Annotated in this window: 23 protein-coding genes and 2 pseudogenes; 2 read left to right on the top strand and 23 right to left on the bottom strand. The window is 60.7% G+C overall.

Features of this window, described 5'->3' with window-relative positions; genetic code table 11:
* Positions 1–6: 6 nt before the first annotated feature.
* The 18 genes and pseudogenes from V9K84_RS11880 to V9K84_RS11965 form a co-directional block, all read right to left on the bottom strand.
* Positions 7–270 carry a hypothetical protein gene (locus V9K84_RS11880; protein WP_338794353.1) on the bottom strand — a complete coding sequence of 88 codons (264 nt, stop codon included), beginning with the start codon at positions 268–270 and terminating at the stop codon, positions 7–9.
* Between the two features lie 32 nt (positions 271–302).
* On the bottom strand, positions 303–650 hold the full coding sequence (locus tag V9K84_RS11885; protein WP_338794354.1) for a phage tail assembly chaperone family protein, TAC: 348 nt from the start codon (positions 648–650) through the stop codon (positions 303–305).
* Positions 647–811 (bottom strand): annotated as a pseudogene (locus V9K84_RS11890) (phage tail tube protein); the annotation flags it as partial. The pseudogene V9K84_RS11890 and the gene V9K84_RS11885, both read right to left, overlap by 4 nt.
* A 240-nt stretch (positions 812–1,051) precedes the next feature.
* Positions 1,052–1,375: pseudogene (locus V9K84_RS11895) on the bottom strand (phage tail tube protein); the annotation flags it as partial.
* 65 nt (positions 1,376–1,440) lie between these two features.
* Positions 1,441–1,809 carry a DUF3168 domain-containing protein gene (locus V9K84_RS11900; RefSeq protein ID WP_338794355.1) on the bottom strand — a complete coding sequence of 123 codons (369 nt, stop codon included), beginning with the start codon at positions 1,807–1,809 and terminating at the stop codon, positions 1,441–1,443.
* Positions 1,809–2,294: an HK97-gp10 family putative phage morphogenesis protein gene (locus tag V9K84_RS11905; RefSeq protein WP_338794356.1), complete on the bottom strand. Its 486-nt coding sequence runs from the start codon at positions 2,292–2,294 to the stop codon at positions 1,809–1,811. Before V9K84_RS11905 ends, V9K84_RS11900 begins: the two co-directional genes overlap by 1 nt.
* Positions 2,287–2,625 carry a phage head closure protein gene (locus V9K84_RS11910; RefSeq protein ID WP_338794357.1) on the bottom strand — a complete coding sequence of 113 codons (339 nt, stop codon included), beginning with the start codon at positions 2,623–2,625 and terminating at the stop codon, positions 2,287–2,289. Before V9K84_RS11910 ends, V9K84_RS11905 begins: the two co-directional genes overlap by 8 nt.
* A complete protein-coding gene (locus tag V9K84_RS11915) occupies positions 2,625–3,101 on the bottom strand; it encodes a head-tail connector protein (RefSeq protein ID WP_338794358.1) in 477 nt (158 codons plus the stop codon). The genes V9K84_RS11910 and V9K84_RS11915 overlap by 1 nt, the downstream gene beginning before the upstream one ends.
* A 3-nt stretch (positions 3,102–3,104) precedes the next feature.
* A complete protein-coding gene (locus V9K84_RS11920; protein ID WP_338794359.1) occupies positions 3,105–3,554 on the bottom strand; it encodes a hypothetical protein in 450 nt (149 codons plus the stop codon).
* A gap of 48 nt (positions 3,555–3,602) precedes the next feature.
* A complete protein-coding gene (locus V9K84_RS11925; protein ID WP_338794360.1) occupies positions 3,603–4,784 on the bottom strand; it encodes a phage major capsid protein in 1,182 nt (393 codons plus the stop codon).
* Positions 4,785–4,789: 5 nt separating this feature from the next.
* Positions 4,790–5,644, bottom strand: coding sequence for a head maturation protease, ClpP-related (locus V9K84_RS11930; RefSeq protein WP_338794361.1), 855 nt, complete (start codon positions 5,642–5,644; stop codon positions 4,790–4,792).
* 3 nt (positions 5,645–5,647) lie between these two features.
* Positions 5,648–6,955: a phage portal protein gene (locus V9K84_RS11935; protein ID WP_338794362.1), complete on the bottom strand. Its 1,308-nt coding sequence runs from the start codon at positions 6,953–6,955 to the stop codon at positions 5,648–5,650.
* Positions 6,948–7,112, bottom strand: a complete 165-nt coding sequence (locus V9K84_RS11940; RefSeq protein WP_338794363.1) for a hypothetical protein — start codon at positions 7,110–7,112, stop codon at positions 6,948–6,950. The genes V9K84_RS11935 and V9K84_RS11940 overlap by 8 nt, the downstream gene beginning before the upstream one ends.
* Positions 7,112–8,839, bottom strand: coding sequence for a terminase large subunit (locus V9K84_RS11945; RefSeq protein WP_338794364.1), 1,728 nt, complete (start codon positions 8,837–8,839; stop codon positions 7,112–7,114). Before V9K84_RS11945 ends, V9K84_RS11940 begins: the two co-directional genes overlap by 1 nt.
* Entirely contained in the window at positions 8,839–9,324 is a 486-nt protein-coding gene (locus tag V9K84_RS11950) for a phage terminase small subunit P27 family (protein WP_338794365.1), read from the bottom strand. Before V9K84_RS11950 ends, V9K84_RS11945 begins: the two co-directional genes overlap by 1 nt.
* A gap of 135 nt (positions 9,325–9,459) precedes the next feature.
* Positions 9,460–9,828 (bottom strand): HNH endonuclease, encoded by a 369-nt coding sequence (locus V9K84_RS11955; protein ID WP_338794366.1) that lies wholly within the window; start codon positions 9,826–9,828, stop codon positions 9,460–9,462.
* Positions 9,819–10,175, bottom strand: a complete 357-nt coding sequence (locus V9K84_RS11960) for a hypothetical protein (RefSeq protein WP_338794367.1) — start codon at positions 10,173–10,175, stop codon at positions 9,819–9,821. The genes V9K84_RS11955 and V9K84_RS11960 overlap by 10 nt, the downstream gene beginning before the upstream one ends.
* A 64-nt stretch (positions 10,176–10,239) precedes the next feature.
* Entirely contained in the window at positions 10,240–10,464 is a 225-nt protein-coding gene (locus tag V9K84_RS11965; RefSeq protein WP_078480010.1) for a hypothetical protein, read from the bottom strand.
* Between the two features lie 102 nt (positions 10,465–10,566).
* Between V9K84_RS11965 and V9K84_RS11970 the strand changes: the two genes are divergently transcribed.
* Positions 10,567–10,797: a hypothetical protein gene (locus V9K84_RS11970; protein ID WP_078480011.1), complete on the top strand. Its 231-nt coding sequence runs from the start codon at positions 10,567–10,569 to the stop codon at positions 10,795–10,797.
* Between the two features lie 515 nt (positions 10,798–11,312).
* Here the strand turns inward: V9K84_RS11970 and V9K84_RS11975 are convergent.
* Together V9K84_RS11975 and V9K84_RS11980 are read right to left on the bottom strand one after the other, a co-directional pair.
* A complete protein-coding gene (locus tag V9K84_RS11975) occupies positions 11,313–11,630 on the bottom strand; it encodes a hypothetical protein (protein ID WP_338794368.1) in 318 nt (105 codons plus the stop codon).
* Positions 11,630–12,001: a chemotaxis protein gene (locus V9K84_RS11980; protein ID WP_095064330.1), complete on the bottom strand. Its 372-nt coding sequence runs from the start codon at positions 11,999–12,001 to the stop codon at positions 11,630–11,632. Before V9K84_RS11980 ends, V9K84_RS11975 begins: the two co-directional genes overlap by 1 nt.
* A gap of 121 nt (positions 12,002–12,122) precedes the next feature.
* Between V9K84_RS11980 and V9K84_RS11985 the strand changes: the two genes are divergently transcribed.
* Positions 12,123–12,356 carry a DUF6555 family protein gene (locus V9K84_RS11985; RefSeq protein WP_009685285.1) on the top strand — a complete coding sequence of 78 codons (234 nt, stop codon included), beginning with the start codon at positions 12,123–12,125 and terminating at the stop codon, positions 12,354–12,356.
* A gap of 371 nt (positions 12,357–12,727) precedes the next feature.
* On the opposite strand, the gene V9K84_RS11990 is transcribed toward V9K84_RS11985, so the two are convergent.
* The 3 genes from V9K84_RS11990 to V9K84_RS12000 form a co-directional block, all read right to left on the bottom strand.
* Positions 12,728–13,036 (bottom strand): hypothetical protein, encoded by a 309-nt coding sequence (locus V9K84_RS11990; RefSeq protein ID WP_213607056.1) that lies wholly within the window; start codon positions 13,034–13,036, stop codon positions 12,728–12,730.
* A 216-nt stretch (positions 13,037–13,252) separates the two neighbouring features.
* Positions 13,253–13,477: a hypothetical protein gene (locus V9K84_RS11995; RefSeq protein WP_054915224.1), complete on the bottom strand. Its 225-nt coding sequence runs from the start codon at positions 13,475–13,477 to the stop codon at positions 13,253–13,255.
* A gap of 337 nt (positions 13,478–13,814) precedes the next feature.
* Entirely contained in the window at positions 13,815–14,501 is a 687-nt protein-coding gene (locus V9K84_RS12000) for a hypothetical protein (protein WP_229589032.1), read from the bottom strand.
* Between the last annotated feature and the right edge of the window lie 4 nt (positions 14,502–14,505).

A 14,505-nucleotide genomic window follows, 5' to 3' on the forward strand; every position in this document is an offset into this window, starting at 1 on the left:
CCCAAATCAGGCCCAGTTGTCCATCGCCTCCTCCAGCGTCTCGACCCGTGGGTCCATGTGCGGAGCAAAGTCCTGGGCATACAGCCGAGGGGCGTCCTTGCCGGTCTTGGCGTTGAAGTACATCGCCTGGAACTGGGCCAGCGTGGCCTCGAGGCGCATGCCGGGGTGGAGCGACCCGCGCTTCAGGCGGAACCTCACCCAGACCAAGAACTCGGGATAGGTCATGTTCTCCTGCGCCTCGGCAATGGTGCGGCCGCCTATCCCGTTCATCACCAGCTCGCACCATAGTTCGTCGATCGGCTCTAGCGCTTCTTCTTTCCCATGGCGGCGCCGTTCTGCACTTCACCGATGGCGATCAGCAGCAGGTTGGTCAGGTCGGGGTCAAGAGCGCCCTTCTCCGGATCGTCCTCGCCGGTGATGTCGTTCACGGTGAACACCGGTTTGCCCTCGGCATCGCAGATGCTGGAAGCGATGCGGCAGGCCAGCGGGTCGGCGCCGCGGTGCGCGGCAATGTCGCCCACGGCCGTCTGGTAGGACAGCGGGCGCACGTAGCAAGTGAACCTGCTGCCGGCCCACTCGATCTCCTTGGCCACCGGGCGGGCCGTGAAGGCCTTGGCCTTCTTCAGGTTTGCAATGCTCAGCTCGGTCATGCGGTCACCTTACGAATCCAGGCGGAGCCGCCCGAACGCTGGATCGCGACGGTGGACGCCACCACGGCGTTCAGCGCGAAGTTGAACGGGAAGTCGGCAACGTAGCCGGAGAAAGTGAACCAGGTGCGCGACGGCGGCAGAACAAAGTCGGATTCCTCGCTGATCTCTGCTGCTGCAGCTGCCCCGGTCCCGGTGCCGCCGGCGAAGGTGACGTTCGGCGCGCTGGTGTAGCCGCTGCCTGGGTTGGTGATGTTGATGCTCACCACCTCGCCGTCATCAACTACGGCGGTTGCGGTCGCACCGGTACCACCACCACCGCTGATACTGACGGTCGGCGCGCTGGTGTAGCCGCTGCCGGCATTGGTCACAGCGATCACTGCCAGGCTACCGGCCGAAACGGCGGTTGGGGCTGCAGTACCGTCCGCCCAGCCCACGGCCCAGTGCACCGTGGTGTCGCCATCGGCTTCGGACATCTGGTGCAGGCGGATATGGCTCGGGTTGTTCGGGTCGGCGTTCAGGCCCAACGAGGCCTGGCCAGGGGTGCGCAGGCCTTTCTTGTAGCTGCGCTCCTTGGCCACCAGGCAGGTGTCCTCGATCTGCTCCGCCGGCGCGCCGCCGGGTTCGAAGCTGGTGGCGCACTCCACCTCCATGACGGTGCGGGGCCCGGTACCGGACACCGGCGGCACCAGGGCGTAGATCTGGGTTCCTTGCGTGAGGATCGACATATCGTTCTCCAAATGTCGGGCATAAAAAAGCCCGCACAAGGCGGGCGGGGTTTTACGGGTGCAGGTCAGCGCTTGAGAATCCAGGCAGCATCAAAGCCTGCCCGACAGCTCTCGGTCGTAGGGTCGCGCGACTCGGCGCCCCACCGGGTGATATAGGCGTGGAGCTCGATGGCGTCGCGGATCGCATCACGCACCTGGCGGGCGACATCCCCTGTTTTCGCGTACACGTCGACTTGCAGGGTGAGGCCGTCAACGTCTGGGCGACCGGCCAAGTAGTTCTCTGGCGAACCAGTGACCACCTGCCAGACCGCGTAGGGCTTGACGACCCCCTCGGGCGCCTCGCCAAACGAGTAGAGCCGCGTGTCCAGGCCGGAGCCCAGCAGCGCGCCGACAGCCGTGTCTGTAGAGCAGAGATCGAAGATCGGTGCACGCATCAGGCAGAAACCCCATTCCTGAGTGCCCGCCTGATCGCACGATCAACGGACTTCTCGTATTCAGTGATGAAAGTGTTGGTCGCCTCGCTGATGCTGTCGGCCAGCGCCGGGCGCATGAACGGCACTGCCGCCATGTTCTCGGCGCCGAACTCAAGTAGGCGCCAGTGCGGCGTCGGTGCGTTCTGGCTCAGGTCGCCGCCGTTCTTGAGCACGGCGCCGTGCAGCACGCCGATGCGAAAGCCGAGGTCGCCGGTAGATCGGAACAAGCGGCCATTCCAGCGCAGCGCGATGTTGTCCGAGATTGCCCGGCCAGTTTCCTTGTCGTCGATCCGCTCAGCGCCTTCCTTGGCCTTGGCCATGATGACCTGGGCAGCCTTGCGCAGTGCGGCCCTGCCGCCCTTGCGCTTCACGTCGTAGCTGACGGCCCCCAGCTTGCCCAGCAGGCTATCCAGCCCGATCAGGCTGAATTCGACAGTCTCAGCCATCCTTCACCCCCTTCGAAGTCAGAATGGTCAGGTAGTCCAGGCCAGAGTCAGGATCAGCGAGCGGCGGCCCGACGATGCTGTAGATCTCTTCGCGGTAGATGACGCGCATGGTCGGCAGTACACCGGGCCGGTACCGGATGACCATCCGGCTGGTTGCCTCTGCCTGGCCGGCTTTGGCAGCAATGAAGTCCCGCGCAGACAGGTCCTCTACACTCGCCGGGCATTTGGGCCAGCGCGTCACCCAGTCAGGCTCGCCGAACTCACCGTTGGGCTTGCGTACCGGCACCAGCTCCTGGATATCGATGCGGTGCCGCAACCGGCCGGCGCGCATTACACACCCATCCGGATACGGTAAGGCATCAGCAGGTGCTGGGAGGATAGCGGCAGTTCAGTGGCGATAGTGCCGGTGACCACCTCCTCGCGGTTGGCGAACAGGTGCCCGAGCTTCAGCAGGCAAGCAGACTGGATGGCGGCATTGATCACCATGCCGTAGGCGATGGCGTCGGCCTGGTCGTAGGCGTCGGCCAGGGCTTTGCGGGCGTACTCGAGCAGACGACAACGGGCGACGTGGTCCTGCTCGGCCTCGGCTGCAGCAACCCCCTCAGTGTTGGCCTCGCGCGCTGCCTGCATGTGTGCCGGCAATGCTGCTTTGGCCGCGTCGAGCGCCACCTGGTCCAGGTAGAAGCGGCGATTCAGAAACTGCATCGCCGCCTCCTCCGCCGCATCGAGATAGGCCTGTACCAGCACCTGGTCTTCCGGCTCGGCCAGCAGGTGATGCATGGCCAGGTCGATAGCGATCACGGACATGGGTTACTCCTTCAGCGGCTCAAGTGACGCCAGCTTCCGCCGCACAAGATCCTCGGCGTGGAGACGAGGAGCCATATAGGGAGTGCCGCCACGGCGGCGCAGTTCGCCCTCGTCCATGTACGATCGAACCGGGTAGATCTGAACCTCCAGGGAGTTAGGGCTTACCGAAGGCTGCATATCAGCGACAACAGAACCGGTACCAGGCTGGGCATCCAGTAGCCCAGCGTCACCGGCAGAATTTTCGTCGCCTGGCTCCGTAGCAATCGATGCGGTGGCACTGAGCGAGTTGTTGCCAGTGACAAGGCTTTCCGGCTGCACCCCCTCGCTCGTGTGCTTGTGTGAGTCGGCCTCGGTAGCTGTGACGGCCGTTTGCCCCTGAGTCTTTGGCTCGGCGGCTACCTCAGGCGCATTCGTGGGTTCGGCAGGAGCCGGTGTGGTCTTTTTGCGTGCCATGAGCGTTCTCCAGTTTGGCGCCATTGCTGACGCCACATTGCGTAAGAGTTAAGGCGTGACCAGCGGACCGGTAACAAAGGCTTCTTCGCGATAGATGGCGAAAGCCAAGCGCTCCTCGGCTCGGATGGTCGCCATGTTGTTCTCGAAGTCCTTGTCGTTCTCGGTCGAGATCAGCACCTCGATTTCCATGCGGTCGAAAATCTGCGCGCCGAGCTTGAACGCGCCGACGAGGAAGTCGTTCTGGGTCATGGCTTGGGTGGACACCACTGGGCGGTTCCAGAGTTTTGCGTTGGTACCTTCCTGCGGCTGGCCAATGATGTAGCGTCCCTCACCGTCCTTCGTCAGCTCAATGGCTGCCCAGTCGATGGGGTTCAGGACGATACCGTCGGACGGGAACTCGGCCAGCTCGGCCTGCAGCAGCGCCAGGCGGAGACGGTCAATACGTTGTTCGCCCACCACCGCTACACCAGCGGGCGGGGCGTACAGTTGAGCAACCGTCATGAGGCCCTGCAAGTTCGCACCGGTACCGTTGCCATAGAGCAACTGAGCTTCTTCCGCCATGGTCAGGCCATAGCGTGCGCGACCGTCGATATAGCTCTGCAACGCCTTGGCGTCATCGAGCATCTGGCGGCTCGCCTTGAACAGGTGGGCGATGGTGCGGACGTTCGCCGTCGCAAGAGCAAAGGTGAGATCGGAGTAAGGCTTGGCGGTGTTCTCCGCAACCGTACGCGCGTTGTTGGTGAAGCCGGTCTCGCGGATGTACTCGATCGAGTTCGACTCCGTGGTGCCTGGCGCCACAAGATCACGGATAGTCAGTCGGCGTGCAGGAGGAGCAACAACCCCTGCCAGGCGCTGAGGGGCTACCAGGTCGCCGCCGGTGGCGGTAGTAATAGCTGCCCGCGGCACCGAGACGCGCCGAGAGCCACGGAAGGAGGAGTTCATGTCCTTCATTTCTTCGCTTTCGATCACCAGAGCCCCAACAGACTTCTGAGGCTCTTCCTGGTGGCCACGATCCCGGCTTGCGTTGACGAGCTTCTGCTCGGCTTCGCCCAGGCGCGCACTGATCTCACCCTGTTTGGTCAGCAGCTCATCGACCTTGGTGCGAGTTTCGGCATTCATCTCGCCCGAGGCCTTGATCTGCTTGTCGACCGTCTCGGCCTGGCTTTTGATCTGATCGCCGATGCCTTTCAGGCTGGCGTTGAGTTCCTTGACTTGGGATTCAAAATCCATGGTCATTATCCTTTCAGGGAATTGAGTAGATTGTTTGCCGCGCTCAGTGAGGCGGTGAGGTCTGGCGCGACAGCGTTTTGCTTGTCGGTCGGAGCAGCGTTCTGCGCACTCCCGCCGGCAGCGCGAGGCGTGCCGGACTTGAAATTGGCGAACAATTCACGGCGTTCAGACCGAGTCATTCCAGCTTTTGCCAGCGCGACATCCATGGCCTTGAGTGCATTGGCCTGGCTAGCCTCTTCGGTATCGCGCTCGGCAATCTCGGCTGCGGACAGCAGGCCGGTAGCCAGGCCCAGCTCTACAGCGCGCTTGCCACGGATATAGGTCTCATCATCCATAAGCTCGGCCATGTCCTCCGCAGATTGGCCGCTGGTCTCGGCGTAGAGGTCGGCCATCGCGGCATCGAACTCTTGCATGTCGTCGGCCACGTCGCGCAGGTAGTGCCGGTTACCAGCAAGGTAGGTCCAGCAGTTGTGGATCATGAGGAATGCGCTGCTTGCCACCTCCCGCTCACTGCCCGCGAGATAGATCACAGATGCCGCGCTGGCCGCCATACCGAGCACCTTTGTGGTGACCTTGTGGGTGTGTTCTCGCAGGCGGTTGTAGATGGCGATACCCTCGAACATGTCGCCGCCTGGCGAGTTGATGTAGACGGTGACGTCTCGCTCGCCGATAGCGCGAAGCGCGGCATCGATGCGCTGGAGCGTGACCCCCTCGCCATACCAGTCCTCGCCGATCACACCGTACACAGTGATGGTCGCCGAGGTGTTTTCAACTGCCGCCTGAATTGCAGGGTTCCACTTGTCGAGCGCGCGCGGGCTCATCTCGCTGCGCAGGCCGCGAGATTGAATCTTGTGTTTCATGGCTTATTCCCCGGGGTTACTTTCAGACTCTTTGAGCCAGTTCATCAAAGCTGCTCGGGCAGCCTGTCCATCGTTCTGCTTGCCGAGCTGGTCCAGCGGCACCAGGTTAGATTGCACGGTTAGGACATCCCCTCCCGGCATGCTTGGCAAATTCTCCTTACGCCTGCCCTCGTTACGGGTCATGTAGCCGTTTTGGCCCATGGTGCTGAGGTAAGCGGCGCGACCCGAGCTGTCGGCGCGTAGAAATGCCTCGAGCGAGAACTCGGCGTAGTAGGAGATGCGATCAACTGCCGTCAGGCAGTGTTTGTTCACGCACTGCTCAATGGGCGACGTGTAAGACATGATGCAGTAGGTGAGGAAAGCGATTTGCTGTTGTTCGAGCCCAGTCCCCCAGTTGCTGCCTTTATCGGTCTTCATCACCATCCAAGGCGGCACACCAAACCAACGACAGATCTCCTCGACGCTGTGTCCGCGAGACTCCAGCAACTGCGCGTCAGCCGGGTTGATACCGAGTTGCTCTGGCTTGACGCCCTGCTCAAAAACCGGGCTTTTCCCCGCGTTCAGGGCCCCGGTGATGGTTTTAACGTAGTCTCGAAAGTCTTCGCGCTGGGCCGGCGTCAGGGTCCGGTCCACTGAGAAACCAACTGTTGGCATCATGCCGTTCTTGAACGTGCTGTTAGCCGCGTCATCCGCCGACATGGCAGAGCCGAACACATCGGCGCCATAGCGAATGGCGGACATACCAACTCGACCATCGAGTGTGAAGGCTGGTATATGCAGCATGTTCTCCTTCGGGATTTCTCTACGAGGCCCTTTACGCGGCCTGAAGTAATAGATCAGGCGCCCATCATCATCCGTATCCAGATCAACACGCGAAGGAAGAAGAAAATCCAACGCGACCACCTTGCCTGCGGCCCGGTGAACTTCACAGTAGGCGTTGCCCCACAGCAGCATCGAGGCCACCACCGACTGCCAGAACTGGAAGGCCGCCATGTCTTCATTCGGACTGGTGTGCACGACATCGTAAAGCCGGAAGTCCCTGGCGCTCTCCCGTCCACCGTCCGGCAGCCGGCGGTAAACGTTTAGTGGCAAGCCGGCAACAGAGGTCGAGATGATGCGCACGCAAGCCCATACAGCAGAGAGGCGCATCGCCTTGTCGACTGTTACTGCTTTCCCGCTGCTGGACTGCCCACCAAGAAAGCTGCTCCAGAAACCACTATCGGAAAGTCGGATTTTCTTGCCGGCCCAATCTGCACTGGCCAACGGCCGTCTCACGGCAGCACCGAGCGCTCTAACGATTGAGTTAGTCACTGACTAGCCCTCGGCGAACAAAGGCGGCGACACAAAACATGCTGGCCGCTGAAGTAATAAAAGCCCAGCCAGTACCGGCCAGGATGAACACACCTGCGACCAGCAGGCAGAAGCCCAGTAGCGCGGTGACCAGGTAAAGAATCGTCGCAGCGTTCATCAGTAGATTGGGTTCCGAATGGCGTCCATGAAGTTGTCGACGCTGCTGCCCAATTGAGGCTGCGCCATGGCCCTGCTGATCGCCATGATTAGCGCTACGGCGCCGTCGATTTTGTTGTCATCGCCCTGCTTGATTGGGCGCACCACGTCATCGTTGCCGGGCAAGTACTTGCCAATCACGTTGCCGATGCACCAGGTCATGATGGGGTTTCCGTCGTGATGGAAGCGGCCGGCCTCGATAGCCGCCTCCAGCTCTTTCATGGGGTCGGACATCCAGGTGTAGTTCTGAGTGATGGTGACCGGGCTAAAACCTTCGTCGTCCAGGTCGTGGCTCAGGCCGGTGGCGCCATGCGGGTCAATCGGGCTCTCCCTGATCGGCGCCAGATGATTCGCCTCTTTGGTGTCCTCGAGAATCTCTCGATAGTCCACCTCGGCGCCCGGCGTCGTGAATAGGTAGCCGGCATTTACCCAAGCCTGAAAACGCTCAGTCATGCGCTTGTTGTCTACATCGTTGGCCGTATCCTCCGGCACCCAGAACGCCGGCCCTACGCTGTAGTAATGGATTTTCCCGTCGATCTCTCGCCAGAACAGTCTGGCCCTTGAGTTCATGTCCAGCTTGCGCGCTAGATCGAACCCGGCAATCCACTCCTGCCCTTCGAACTGCTCGAGGGTGAGCGTCTTATCCTCGCAGGCCTTCCAGCTCTCCATGTTGAAGAAGCCGGACTTGGCGCTAACCCACAGGTTGAGGTGCTTGGTCTTGAACGTATTAGTGAAGCGGGCCGACCGGATCGCCCTCGCCAGCTGGCTCTCTAGGTACTCCTGAAACACCGAAATCCCCATGCAGGGGTTGGCCTTGGCCAGGTTCTTCGGGTCGGTCCAGTCGTCGCCCTCATCGAGCGTCCAGATGTAGCCGAACAGCTCGTCGTCTGGGACGGTGCCGTTGAGCATCTCGATGACCTGGCGGCGCTTGTCGTAGCACGGTCCTTCGATATTGGCCCCGGCAGTGGTGATGATGAACATCAGCGGCTGCCGGCGAGCGCCCATGCCGGTAAGCATGGTGTCGTACTGCGCTGCACTGTCGTGTTCATGGTACTCGTCAATGATCGCGCAGGACGGTGATGCGCCGTCACCCGGGTTGCCGATCAAAGGCTCGAAGCGGCTGCCGTTAGATGGGATATTCAGGTTCGAAGCGTTGACCTCGATGCCTGCCGCCTCGACTAGCATGGGCGTGCGGCTGACCATCAATCGGGCTGGGCGGAACACCTCCCACGCCTGCTTCTCGGTGGTCGCGCCAGAGTAGACCTCGGCGCCAAACTCGTTGTCGGCGGTGAACATGCTGATGCCAACGCCCGCGGCAATCACCGACTTGCCGTTCTTGCGTGGCACCTCCCAGTAGCTCTCGCGGAAACGGCGATATCCGCCCTTCTTCCGGACCCAGCCGAAGGTGCAGGCCAGGCCGAACAGTTGCCAGGGTTCGAGCGTAATCAGTTGCCGCTTGAATGCCCATTCGCCCTTCGTGTGCGGCAGCAGTTGCATCAGCCGCAACTTCTTCTCGGCTTTGGCCGGGTCGAACTTGAAAGGAAAGCTCTTGGTGCGACTGGCTGCCACCTCCTCGAAATGCCGCTCGATCGCCTGGTGGATGTAGCGGCAAGCGGGAAACTTCCCTTTCAGGACGGACCTTGCCCACGCCATCGACTTGTCGACGCTGGTGTACTTGGTCCGGGCCATTAGGAACTCAGTAGGGCTGCAAACTCGTTGGTGGATTTTTGCTTGTTGCCGCCAATGATCCTCGTGCGGCTTGCCGGGTCCAGGCCCAGCATCGAACCGAAGGTGACCATCTGCCGCATCGCTTCGTTGGCGGCGGTTAAAGCCGGGTTTTTTATGGGGCTGCCCTGGGCCGACTCGACAACGATGCCAAACTGATCGACAGAATCCTGAGCCAGTCGCCAGTTGCTGTAGGCCGTGCAGAAGGCTTCGACATTGTGCAGGTCGGTCAGCGCAAGCACGTTCTCGCGCAGCAGTTCCGGCACGAGCATCCGCCAGACGATGGATGCGCGTTCGGTCAGCCACTCCGGCGGATCGACGTTAGTGATGCGGGTGAACTCGGGCTCGGCGTGGTTCAGCGCCCGTTTGCCAGGGTTACCGGCAAGCTGTTTCTTGGCCGTCGGCTTGGGTTTGCGACCACGGCCGGCGACCGTGGCGGTGCCTCCCATCGCGCAACTCCTGAATTTTTAATTTCGCGGGTGTAAAAAAACGACTGAGGGTGCGGTGTCCGAGCGAAAAGGCTGGAAGTTTGGACCCACCCCCTCCCCTGAACGAGATTTCATCTCATCTGCCCCGTTTCTCGATCATTTTTTGATCGATTTCGACTCGCGCTGACTCTTGGCCTTATGGCAGTCGCAGTTGATTGCCCGAAGGTTGGCAGGGTCGTCCGTTCCGCCGTGGGCCAAGGCCACAATATGGTCAACCTCATGAGCCTCTCGAACCCTCGCAAGCCTGATGCACTCGTCGCACCGGCACAGGTACTGATCACGCTTCATCACCTGGTCACGAAGGCGCCGCCATGGACGCCCGCCACGGCCTGAGCCCTTGCGTGTTGCCCATGCCTTTGCCTGCTCGGCCGCAATCTCGGCATGGCCCTCACAGTAGCCATTGGCATTGCGGTGCAGTGCTCGGCAACCCTGGGCGCGACAGGGGCGCTGCGGCCTCAGCGGCATGGGGCGCCACTCAGGTAGGTCCTCGGAGTCGCGTCAGCGTCTGCCGCCTGGTCATCGGCCAACGCTTCGATCAGCGCCAGGTTCTGGGTGGCGATCTGCTCGAGCAGCGAGGTCTGCTTCTTCTGCTCAGCCAGCAGCTCGCTAACGCTGGGCTGCAGTTGAGCAGTAACGCCCGCCTCAAGCACAAGCAGCTCACAGTCCAGGCGATCGGACGTGCCCTTCAGGATCGCTGCCAACTTCTCCCGCGCTTCCGCCGTCAGAGGAAACGGCACGCTGATCACCAGCAGGTCGCCCTTCTTCGGGCTCAGACTCTCGATTTGGCGCGAAAAGGCTTCTTGCTCGTTCATATGCCACCTTTGTCCATTTGTTGATTCGTTCGCGCCGGGCGGCGCATCCGCTACAGGCCATTGCTCACCTCCTGTACCAGGTCAGCTGGTAGCATCGCGCATCGGCGGGTATCTCGGCGATGGGCCAGCGCAAGCAGCCCATGTACTTTCGCTCTGGCCGGGTGCGGCTCACACGCAGCGTCTGCACCAAATAGGCAGATCCGGCAGCAGTGGTTAAGAAATCACTGACTGCAATGCCGTCGGCACCGTCGACATACAGCCTGCATGGTGTATAGGGTTGCTTGGCCATGTTCGATAAGCTCTCTCGCGCAATGAAATCGGCGCATCCGCGGGGTCGTCGGAACGACATTCCGCCCGGATGGTCGTAGCGGAAAGATCTGGAGAAACCGTGATGAAAGAAATCGAAGAGCTTATAGACAGGTGCGTTTTGTTAACCGAGCAGCTTGAAGGCCTACTGGAGGAGCATCCCGTGGCGTCCGGATCAGTTGTTTATCAAACTGCCGTTCGTGTCCTCACCATGCAGGTTAATCAGCTTCAGCAAGATGTAATTACCAAGGCAGCGCGCGGAGTCATCCACGAAAGGGATCAGCTTCAACCGGTCTTCGGTCGAGTGCTTCACTAATCTGGCGGAACGCATGATCAGCGTGCTCGCGCCACGAAATGGCGCATGTCGATTTCGTGGCGCGGTGCACTTATGCTATCCGCGAAGGAATTACTCCGCAGGGATCAGGATGACCAAGCTTACAAAACGTCGCGTCGCCATCACGCTACTTGCACTCATAGGGATTGCCCCCGTGACTTTGACTTTCATCTGGGGACTAATCTTTTTCCTCAGTGTCGCGATTTTCGTAATGGACAACCCCGCCTGGCCCATTGCGGTAATCGTCATATCCGTAATAGGCCTATGGGGATGCTGGAGAGCCTACGCGGCAGCTATGTCGAGCAAACCCAAACATCCCCGTGACTGGCGGGTTATCACCTCTGTCGTTGTGGCGACTGTCTGGGCTTTACCATGCAGCGCGGCAATGAGCTGGGATCTCACGATCCTATTCACCTTCCTCATGCCGGGATTGACTGCAGCGATCATGCTCGCCGTGACCGAGTGCCGCGCTCGCAGGAATGGTCAGAACGGCGAGGTTACGGCGATACCCGATTGAGGGCCTCATCAGCCTTGTCGGCTGCCTTGGTCGCGGTAGTCGCCGCCTTGGTTGCCTTCTCGGCTGCCGTACTGGTCTTCCGGGTCAGCTCATCCAGGCGATGGTCACGCTGCAGTGTGGCCTCGTCGTAGGCGGCACGGATCTCGGCGACCTGCTGGCGGTAGGAATCTGCCAGCGCCCACTGCCCGAGCTGGAAGCCGAAGAACACCCCGCCGGTGACCAGCAGCATCGCGATGAACCACACCTTGACCCTGCGCCACCAATGGCGAGCCATGAATTGGATTGCGCACTTGTCCATCAGGTAGTCCCTCCGAGCTTGATGCGCAGGCGGGCGATCTCGTCGCTTTGCAGCGTCACCCGCTCTGTGAGGCTGGCGACCTGACTGGTCAGGGCTTCGATCTTCCCTTCCATGCGGCCGACGGTTGCGGCCAGGTCATTGCGCTCTTTGGCGAACTGGTCGGCGCGGGCCTCGGCAAGCTTGCGGGCCTCGCGCTCGGAGTCGAGGAGTTCATTCAGCCGGCGCACGGTGCCGATGTCGGCGTTATCCATTGCGCGGTCAGCAGCGTCCTTGGAGAGGAACTTGCGCAGCCAGAGGAAACCACCCAGCAATACGGTGCCCGTTCCGCCCAGCCAGGTAGCTGTGCCTGGGCCGAGGTCGGTTGGGTCCATTTGCTTGCTCCGTACGTGAGAATTGTGCTCCGGCGTTAAACCGGCCGGATGCTTGCCCCCGGAATCCCTAGGGGTTAAAAGGAATGTTGGCCGATCTGGCTTCGCTAGAAGGAACTAGTAAATGCCCGTCAGTAACATCTATGTGGTCGCTTATCACCTCCATGGAGAAGCTCGCGAATTCATCGTCCGCGCCGAGAGGATGGATAACGCTGAGGCCTGGCACTGGGCTGCCTGCGAAGCCGGCGTTGGAGTCATCCCTAAGTTCACTGCTTCGGATATCAGAAAAGTCTCTCGGCCTGCTGCTGAGCGCTTCGGCATAACTGACGTCCAATGGCGGAGGTCCGGCAACCTATGAAATACCGCATCGACTACAACCTCAAAGGCCATACCAGATTCTGGATATGCGATTGGTCTAGCACGCCGAACGAAGACAATGTGCTGACCGCTCTCCTCCGTCTGCATGCCCCCGCTGACCCCTTGTCTGAGGCGCGCGCGCCGTGCCGCTTATCACATGATGATCTCCGCATTGCGGTCGCAGATTTGGGTATCTCGGATGTACGCATTGAGGGGGATGATTAGCTATGCCGGGGCACCCAGGCCGACGCTGGCAAGTACGCCGGTCACTGCGAGGGCGCCGGTACTTGGCTCGGCCATAGGTGGTGCTCCAGAAACAAAATGACCCGTCGAACTGGCGAGCCCTTGGATACGTGAAAAGATGGCCCCGTGCTATCGTCGAGTTTCCACACAAGACGTTTCACGGAGCGAAAAACGATGAAGGTAACCCTCAAGTGCGCCAAGTGCGGCAGTGACAAGTTCGAGGTTCCGGCTAGGCCGAACAACAACTCGAAGGTCACCTGCGGCAAGTGCGGCGCTGTCGAGACTTACGGAAAGCTCATGAAGGCTGTGGGCGACAAGGTCACGAAAGACTTGCAACGGCAGCTCGGGAAACTTTTCAAGTGACTTGAGCGCTTCAGCCAGAGGGCGCAGGAAGTCAGCGGCGCCCTCAACCTCTACGGCGAGTTGTAGCTTTTCCATACAGCCTCCAGATACGAAAAAGCCCCGGCAAATGCCGAGGCTTCAATAAAAAAAACCCGGCCTTTCGACCGGGTATCCCGAACTACCTTGCCGACCCGTGTTGCCACGGGCATGTGCAGTTCGGGTGTCAATACTGCCACGCAATCGCTTCAACCGCCACGTCAGCTGGGGGCGCGCGTCACTGGTAAACCGTAAAAGCTCAGTGCAGATAGGGTTTCACGCCTGCGGGGCGGGAACTTCATCAACGCTGATGCAGTGCTCAATTTCGGTGATCTTCACAAGGGCCTGCTCTGCGAGCGGATAAGCGCCAAACACCCGACCTTGGTAGAACACAACCCATACGAACTCTACCGGTTCAGAGCCACCGAAAGTGCGAACCAGATCTTGGAACCTCTCAGCCAAGTCATCGAAATGCATCTGCGCCATGCCACGCAACACCATGCTGAACGCTCCTTCACTCAAAGCTGCATTCTGCGCTCAGTGAAATGTGTGGGCAACTCGGGGCTTGATTTCAAGGGTGCAGAGGGCCGGTGCTTACCCGGCTTGACGGGCTGGATCGCTGGGTCGCGTACCCCAGCCTCTCATCGCGTAACCGATCAGGGAGCGCACGGCTTTGATCGATGCCACTACCGACTTAGCCCAGCTGCCTGGGCGTGTCATCTGCAGAAACGAAAAAGCCCAGCACAATGGCCGGGCTTTTGTGCCACTCCTCAGCAACGCGCAGGAATGACAGGATGGGGATAATTTCGCTCAGTCGCTCACTGATGTCAACAGGCAATCACGCGGCCTCTTTCATCAGCAACCCTTCAGCCTCCAGAATCACTTTCACATCAGCCAGTGCGTCATCCACCAGGCCGTCGAGTTTCTCGTTGATTTCAGCCCTCCAGCGGCGGCGCGTCGACTCCGGAGTAGCATCGAGGTCCCAGGTGTTCATGTCGTAGAAGCTGTCCGGCAGGATGATCACGCCCTCTTGTAACGCCTCGATGCGTTTCTTTTCCGCTTGGCCAGCAGCAACGGCAGCATTCACGGTAGCGTCACGACGCCAGGCCGAGGCATCCAAAGGAATCTCAACCGACACGGAACGCGGCGGCTTACGACGAGCGCCCTTGAGCTTCGGGATTGCCCAGGCCGTGACCGCCTTGTAGATGAAAAGCTGCGAGGCCGGGCTGGCAATGCGCGGCCGCACCAGGGTGATGGCCTGGACCTTCTTCGCCTTGTTCGTGCTGTACTTCGCCATCAATGCATCCCAGTGCTGCGGCTTGAGCATGTGGTGCAGTCGCGCAGACACCCAGAAGTCGATCTGGGCCTGGTCGACGCCTCCCGACTGGCCAGCAAGCGACGCCAAGCATCCGCCCTCTTCCTCCGCCGCTTTGTACAGCTTCTGCCACGCCTGCCCCTTTGCTGATCCCTTCTCGCCAGCCGCCAATGCCGCGACTACCGCCCCCGATACGCTGCTATAGATCATGCCC

This window comes from Pseudomonas sp. AE27, from assembly GCF_037113495.1.
Lineage (GTDB): Bacteria > Pseudomonadota > Gammaproteobacteria > Pseudomonadales > Pseudomonadaceae > Aquipseudomonas > Aquipseudomonas palmensis.

What these genes read in the sequence shown, in the direction of transcription:
- V9K84_RS11975 (WP_338794368.1), bottom strand. Translation starts at nt 11,630, where the DNA reads ATGGACAAGTGCGCAATCCAATTCATGGCTCGCCATTGGTGGCGCAGG.
- V9K84_RS11915 (WP_338794358.1), bottom strand. Translation starts at nt 3,101, where the DNA reads ATGTCCGTGATCGCTATCGACCTGGCCATGCATCACCTGCTGGCCGAG.
- V9K84_RS11980 (WP_095064330.1), bottom strand. Translation starts at nt 12,001, where the DNA reads ATGGACCCAACCGACCTCGGCCCAGGCACAGCTACCTGGCTGGGCGGA.
- V9K84_RS11950 (WP_338794365.1), bottom strand. Translation starts at nt 9,324, where the DNA reads ATGGGAGGCACCGCCACGGTCGCCGGCCGTGGTCGCAAACCCAAGCCG.
- V9K84_RS11900 (WP_338794355.1), bottom strand. Translation starts at nt 1,809, where the DNA reads ATGCGTGCACCGATCTTCGATCTCTGCTCTACAGACACGGCTGTCGGC.
- V9K84_RS11965 (WP_078480010.1), bottom strand. Translation starts at nt 10,464, where the DNA reads ATGGCCAAGCAACCCTATACACCATGCAGGCTGTATGTCGACGGTGCC.
- V9K84_RS11955 (WP_338794366.1), bottom strand. Translation starts at nt 9,828, where the DNA reads ATGCCGCTGAGGCCGCAGCGCCCCTGTCGCGCCCAGGGTTGCCGAGCA.
- V9K84_RS11920 (WP_338794359.1), bottom strand. Translation starts at nt 3,554, where the DNA reads ATGGCACGCAAAAAGACCACACCGGCTCCTGCCGAACCCACGAATGCG.
- V9K84_RS11905 (WP_338794356.1), bottom strand. Translation starts at nt 2,294, where the DNA reads ATGGCTGAGACTGTCGAATTCAGCCTGATCGGGCTGGATAGCCTGCTG.
- V9K84_RS11910 (WP_338794357.1), bottom strand. Translation starts at nt 2,625, where the DNA reads ATGCGCGCCGGCCGGTTGCGGCACCGCATCGATATCCAGGAGCTGGTG.
- V9K84_RS11945 (WP_338794364.1), bottom strand. Translation starts at nt 8,839, where the DNA reads ATGGCCCGGACCAAGTACACCAGCGTCGACAAGTCGATGGCGTGGGCA.
- V9K84_RS11925 (WP_338794360.1), bottom strand. Translation starts at nt 4,784, where the DNA reads ATGGATTTTGAATCCCAAGTCAAGGAACTCAACGCCAGCCTGAAAGGC.
- V9K84_RS11940 (WP_338794363.1), bottom strand. Translation starts at nt 7,112, where the DNA reads ATGAACGCTGCGACGATTCTTTACCTGGTCACCGCGCTACTGGGCTTC.
- V9K84_RS11885 (WP_338794354.1), bottom strand. Translation starts at nt 650, where the DNA reads ATGACCGAGCTGAGCATTGCAAACCTGAAGAAGGCCAAGGCCTTCACG.
- V9K84_RS12000 (WP_229589032.1), bottom strand. Translation starts at nt 14,501, where the DNA reads ATGATCTATAGCAGCGTATCGGGGGCGGTAGTCGCGGCATTGGCGGCT.
- V9K84_RS11995 (WP_054915224.1), bottom strand. Translation starts at nt 13,477, where the DNA reads ATGGTGTTGCGTGGCATGGCGCAGATGCATTTCGATGACTTGGCTGAG.
- V9K84_RS11990 (WP_213607056.1), bottom strand. Translation starts at nt 13,036, where the DNA reads ATGGAAAAGCTACAACTCGCCGTAGAGGTTGAGGGCGCCGCTGACTTC.
- V9K84_RS11880 (WP_338794353.1), bottom strand. Translation starts at nt 270, where the DNA reads ATGAACGGGATAGGCGGCCGCACCATTGCCGAGGCGCAGGAGAACATG.
- V9K84_RS11960 (WP_338794367.1), bottom strand. Translation starts at nt 10,175, where the DNA reads ATGAACGAGCAAGAAGCCTTTTCGCGCCAAATCGAGAGTCTGAGCCCG.
- V9K84_RS11985 (WP_009685285.1), top strand. Translation starts at nt 12,123, where the DNA reads ATGCCCGTCAGTAACATCTATGTGGTCGCTTATCACCTCCATGGAGAA.
- V9K84_RS11970 (WP_078480011.1), top strand. Translation starts at nt 10,567, where the DNA reads ATGAAAGAAATCGAAGAGCTTATAGACAGGTGCGTTTTGTTAACCGAG.
- V9K84_RS11930 (WP_338794361.1), bottom strand. Translation starts at nt 5,644, where the DNA reads ATGAAACACAAGATTCAATCTCGCGGCCTGCGCAGCGAGATGAGCCCG.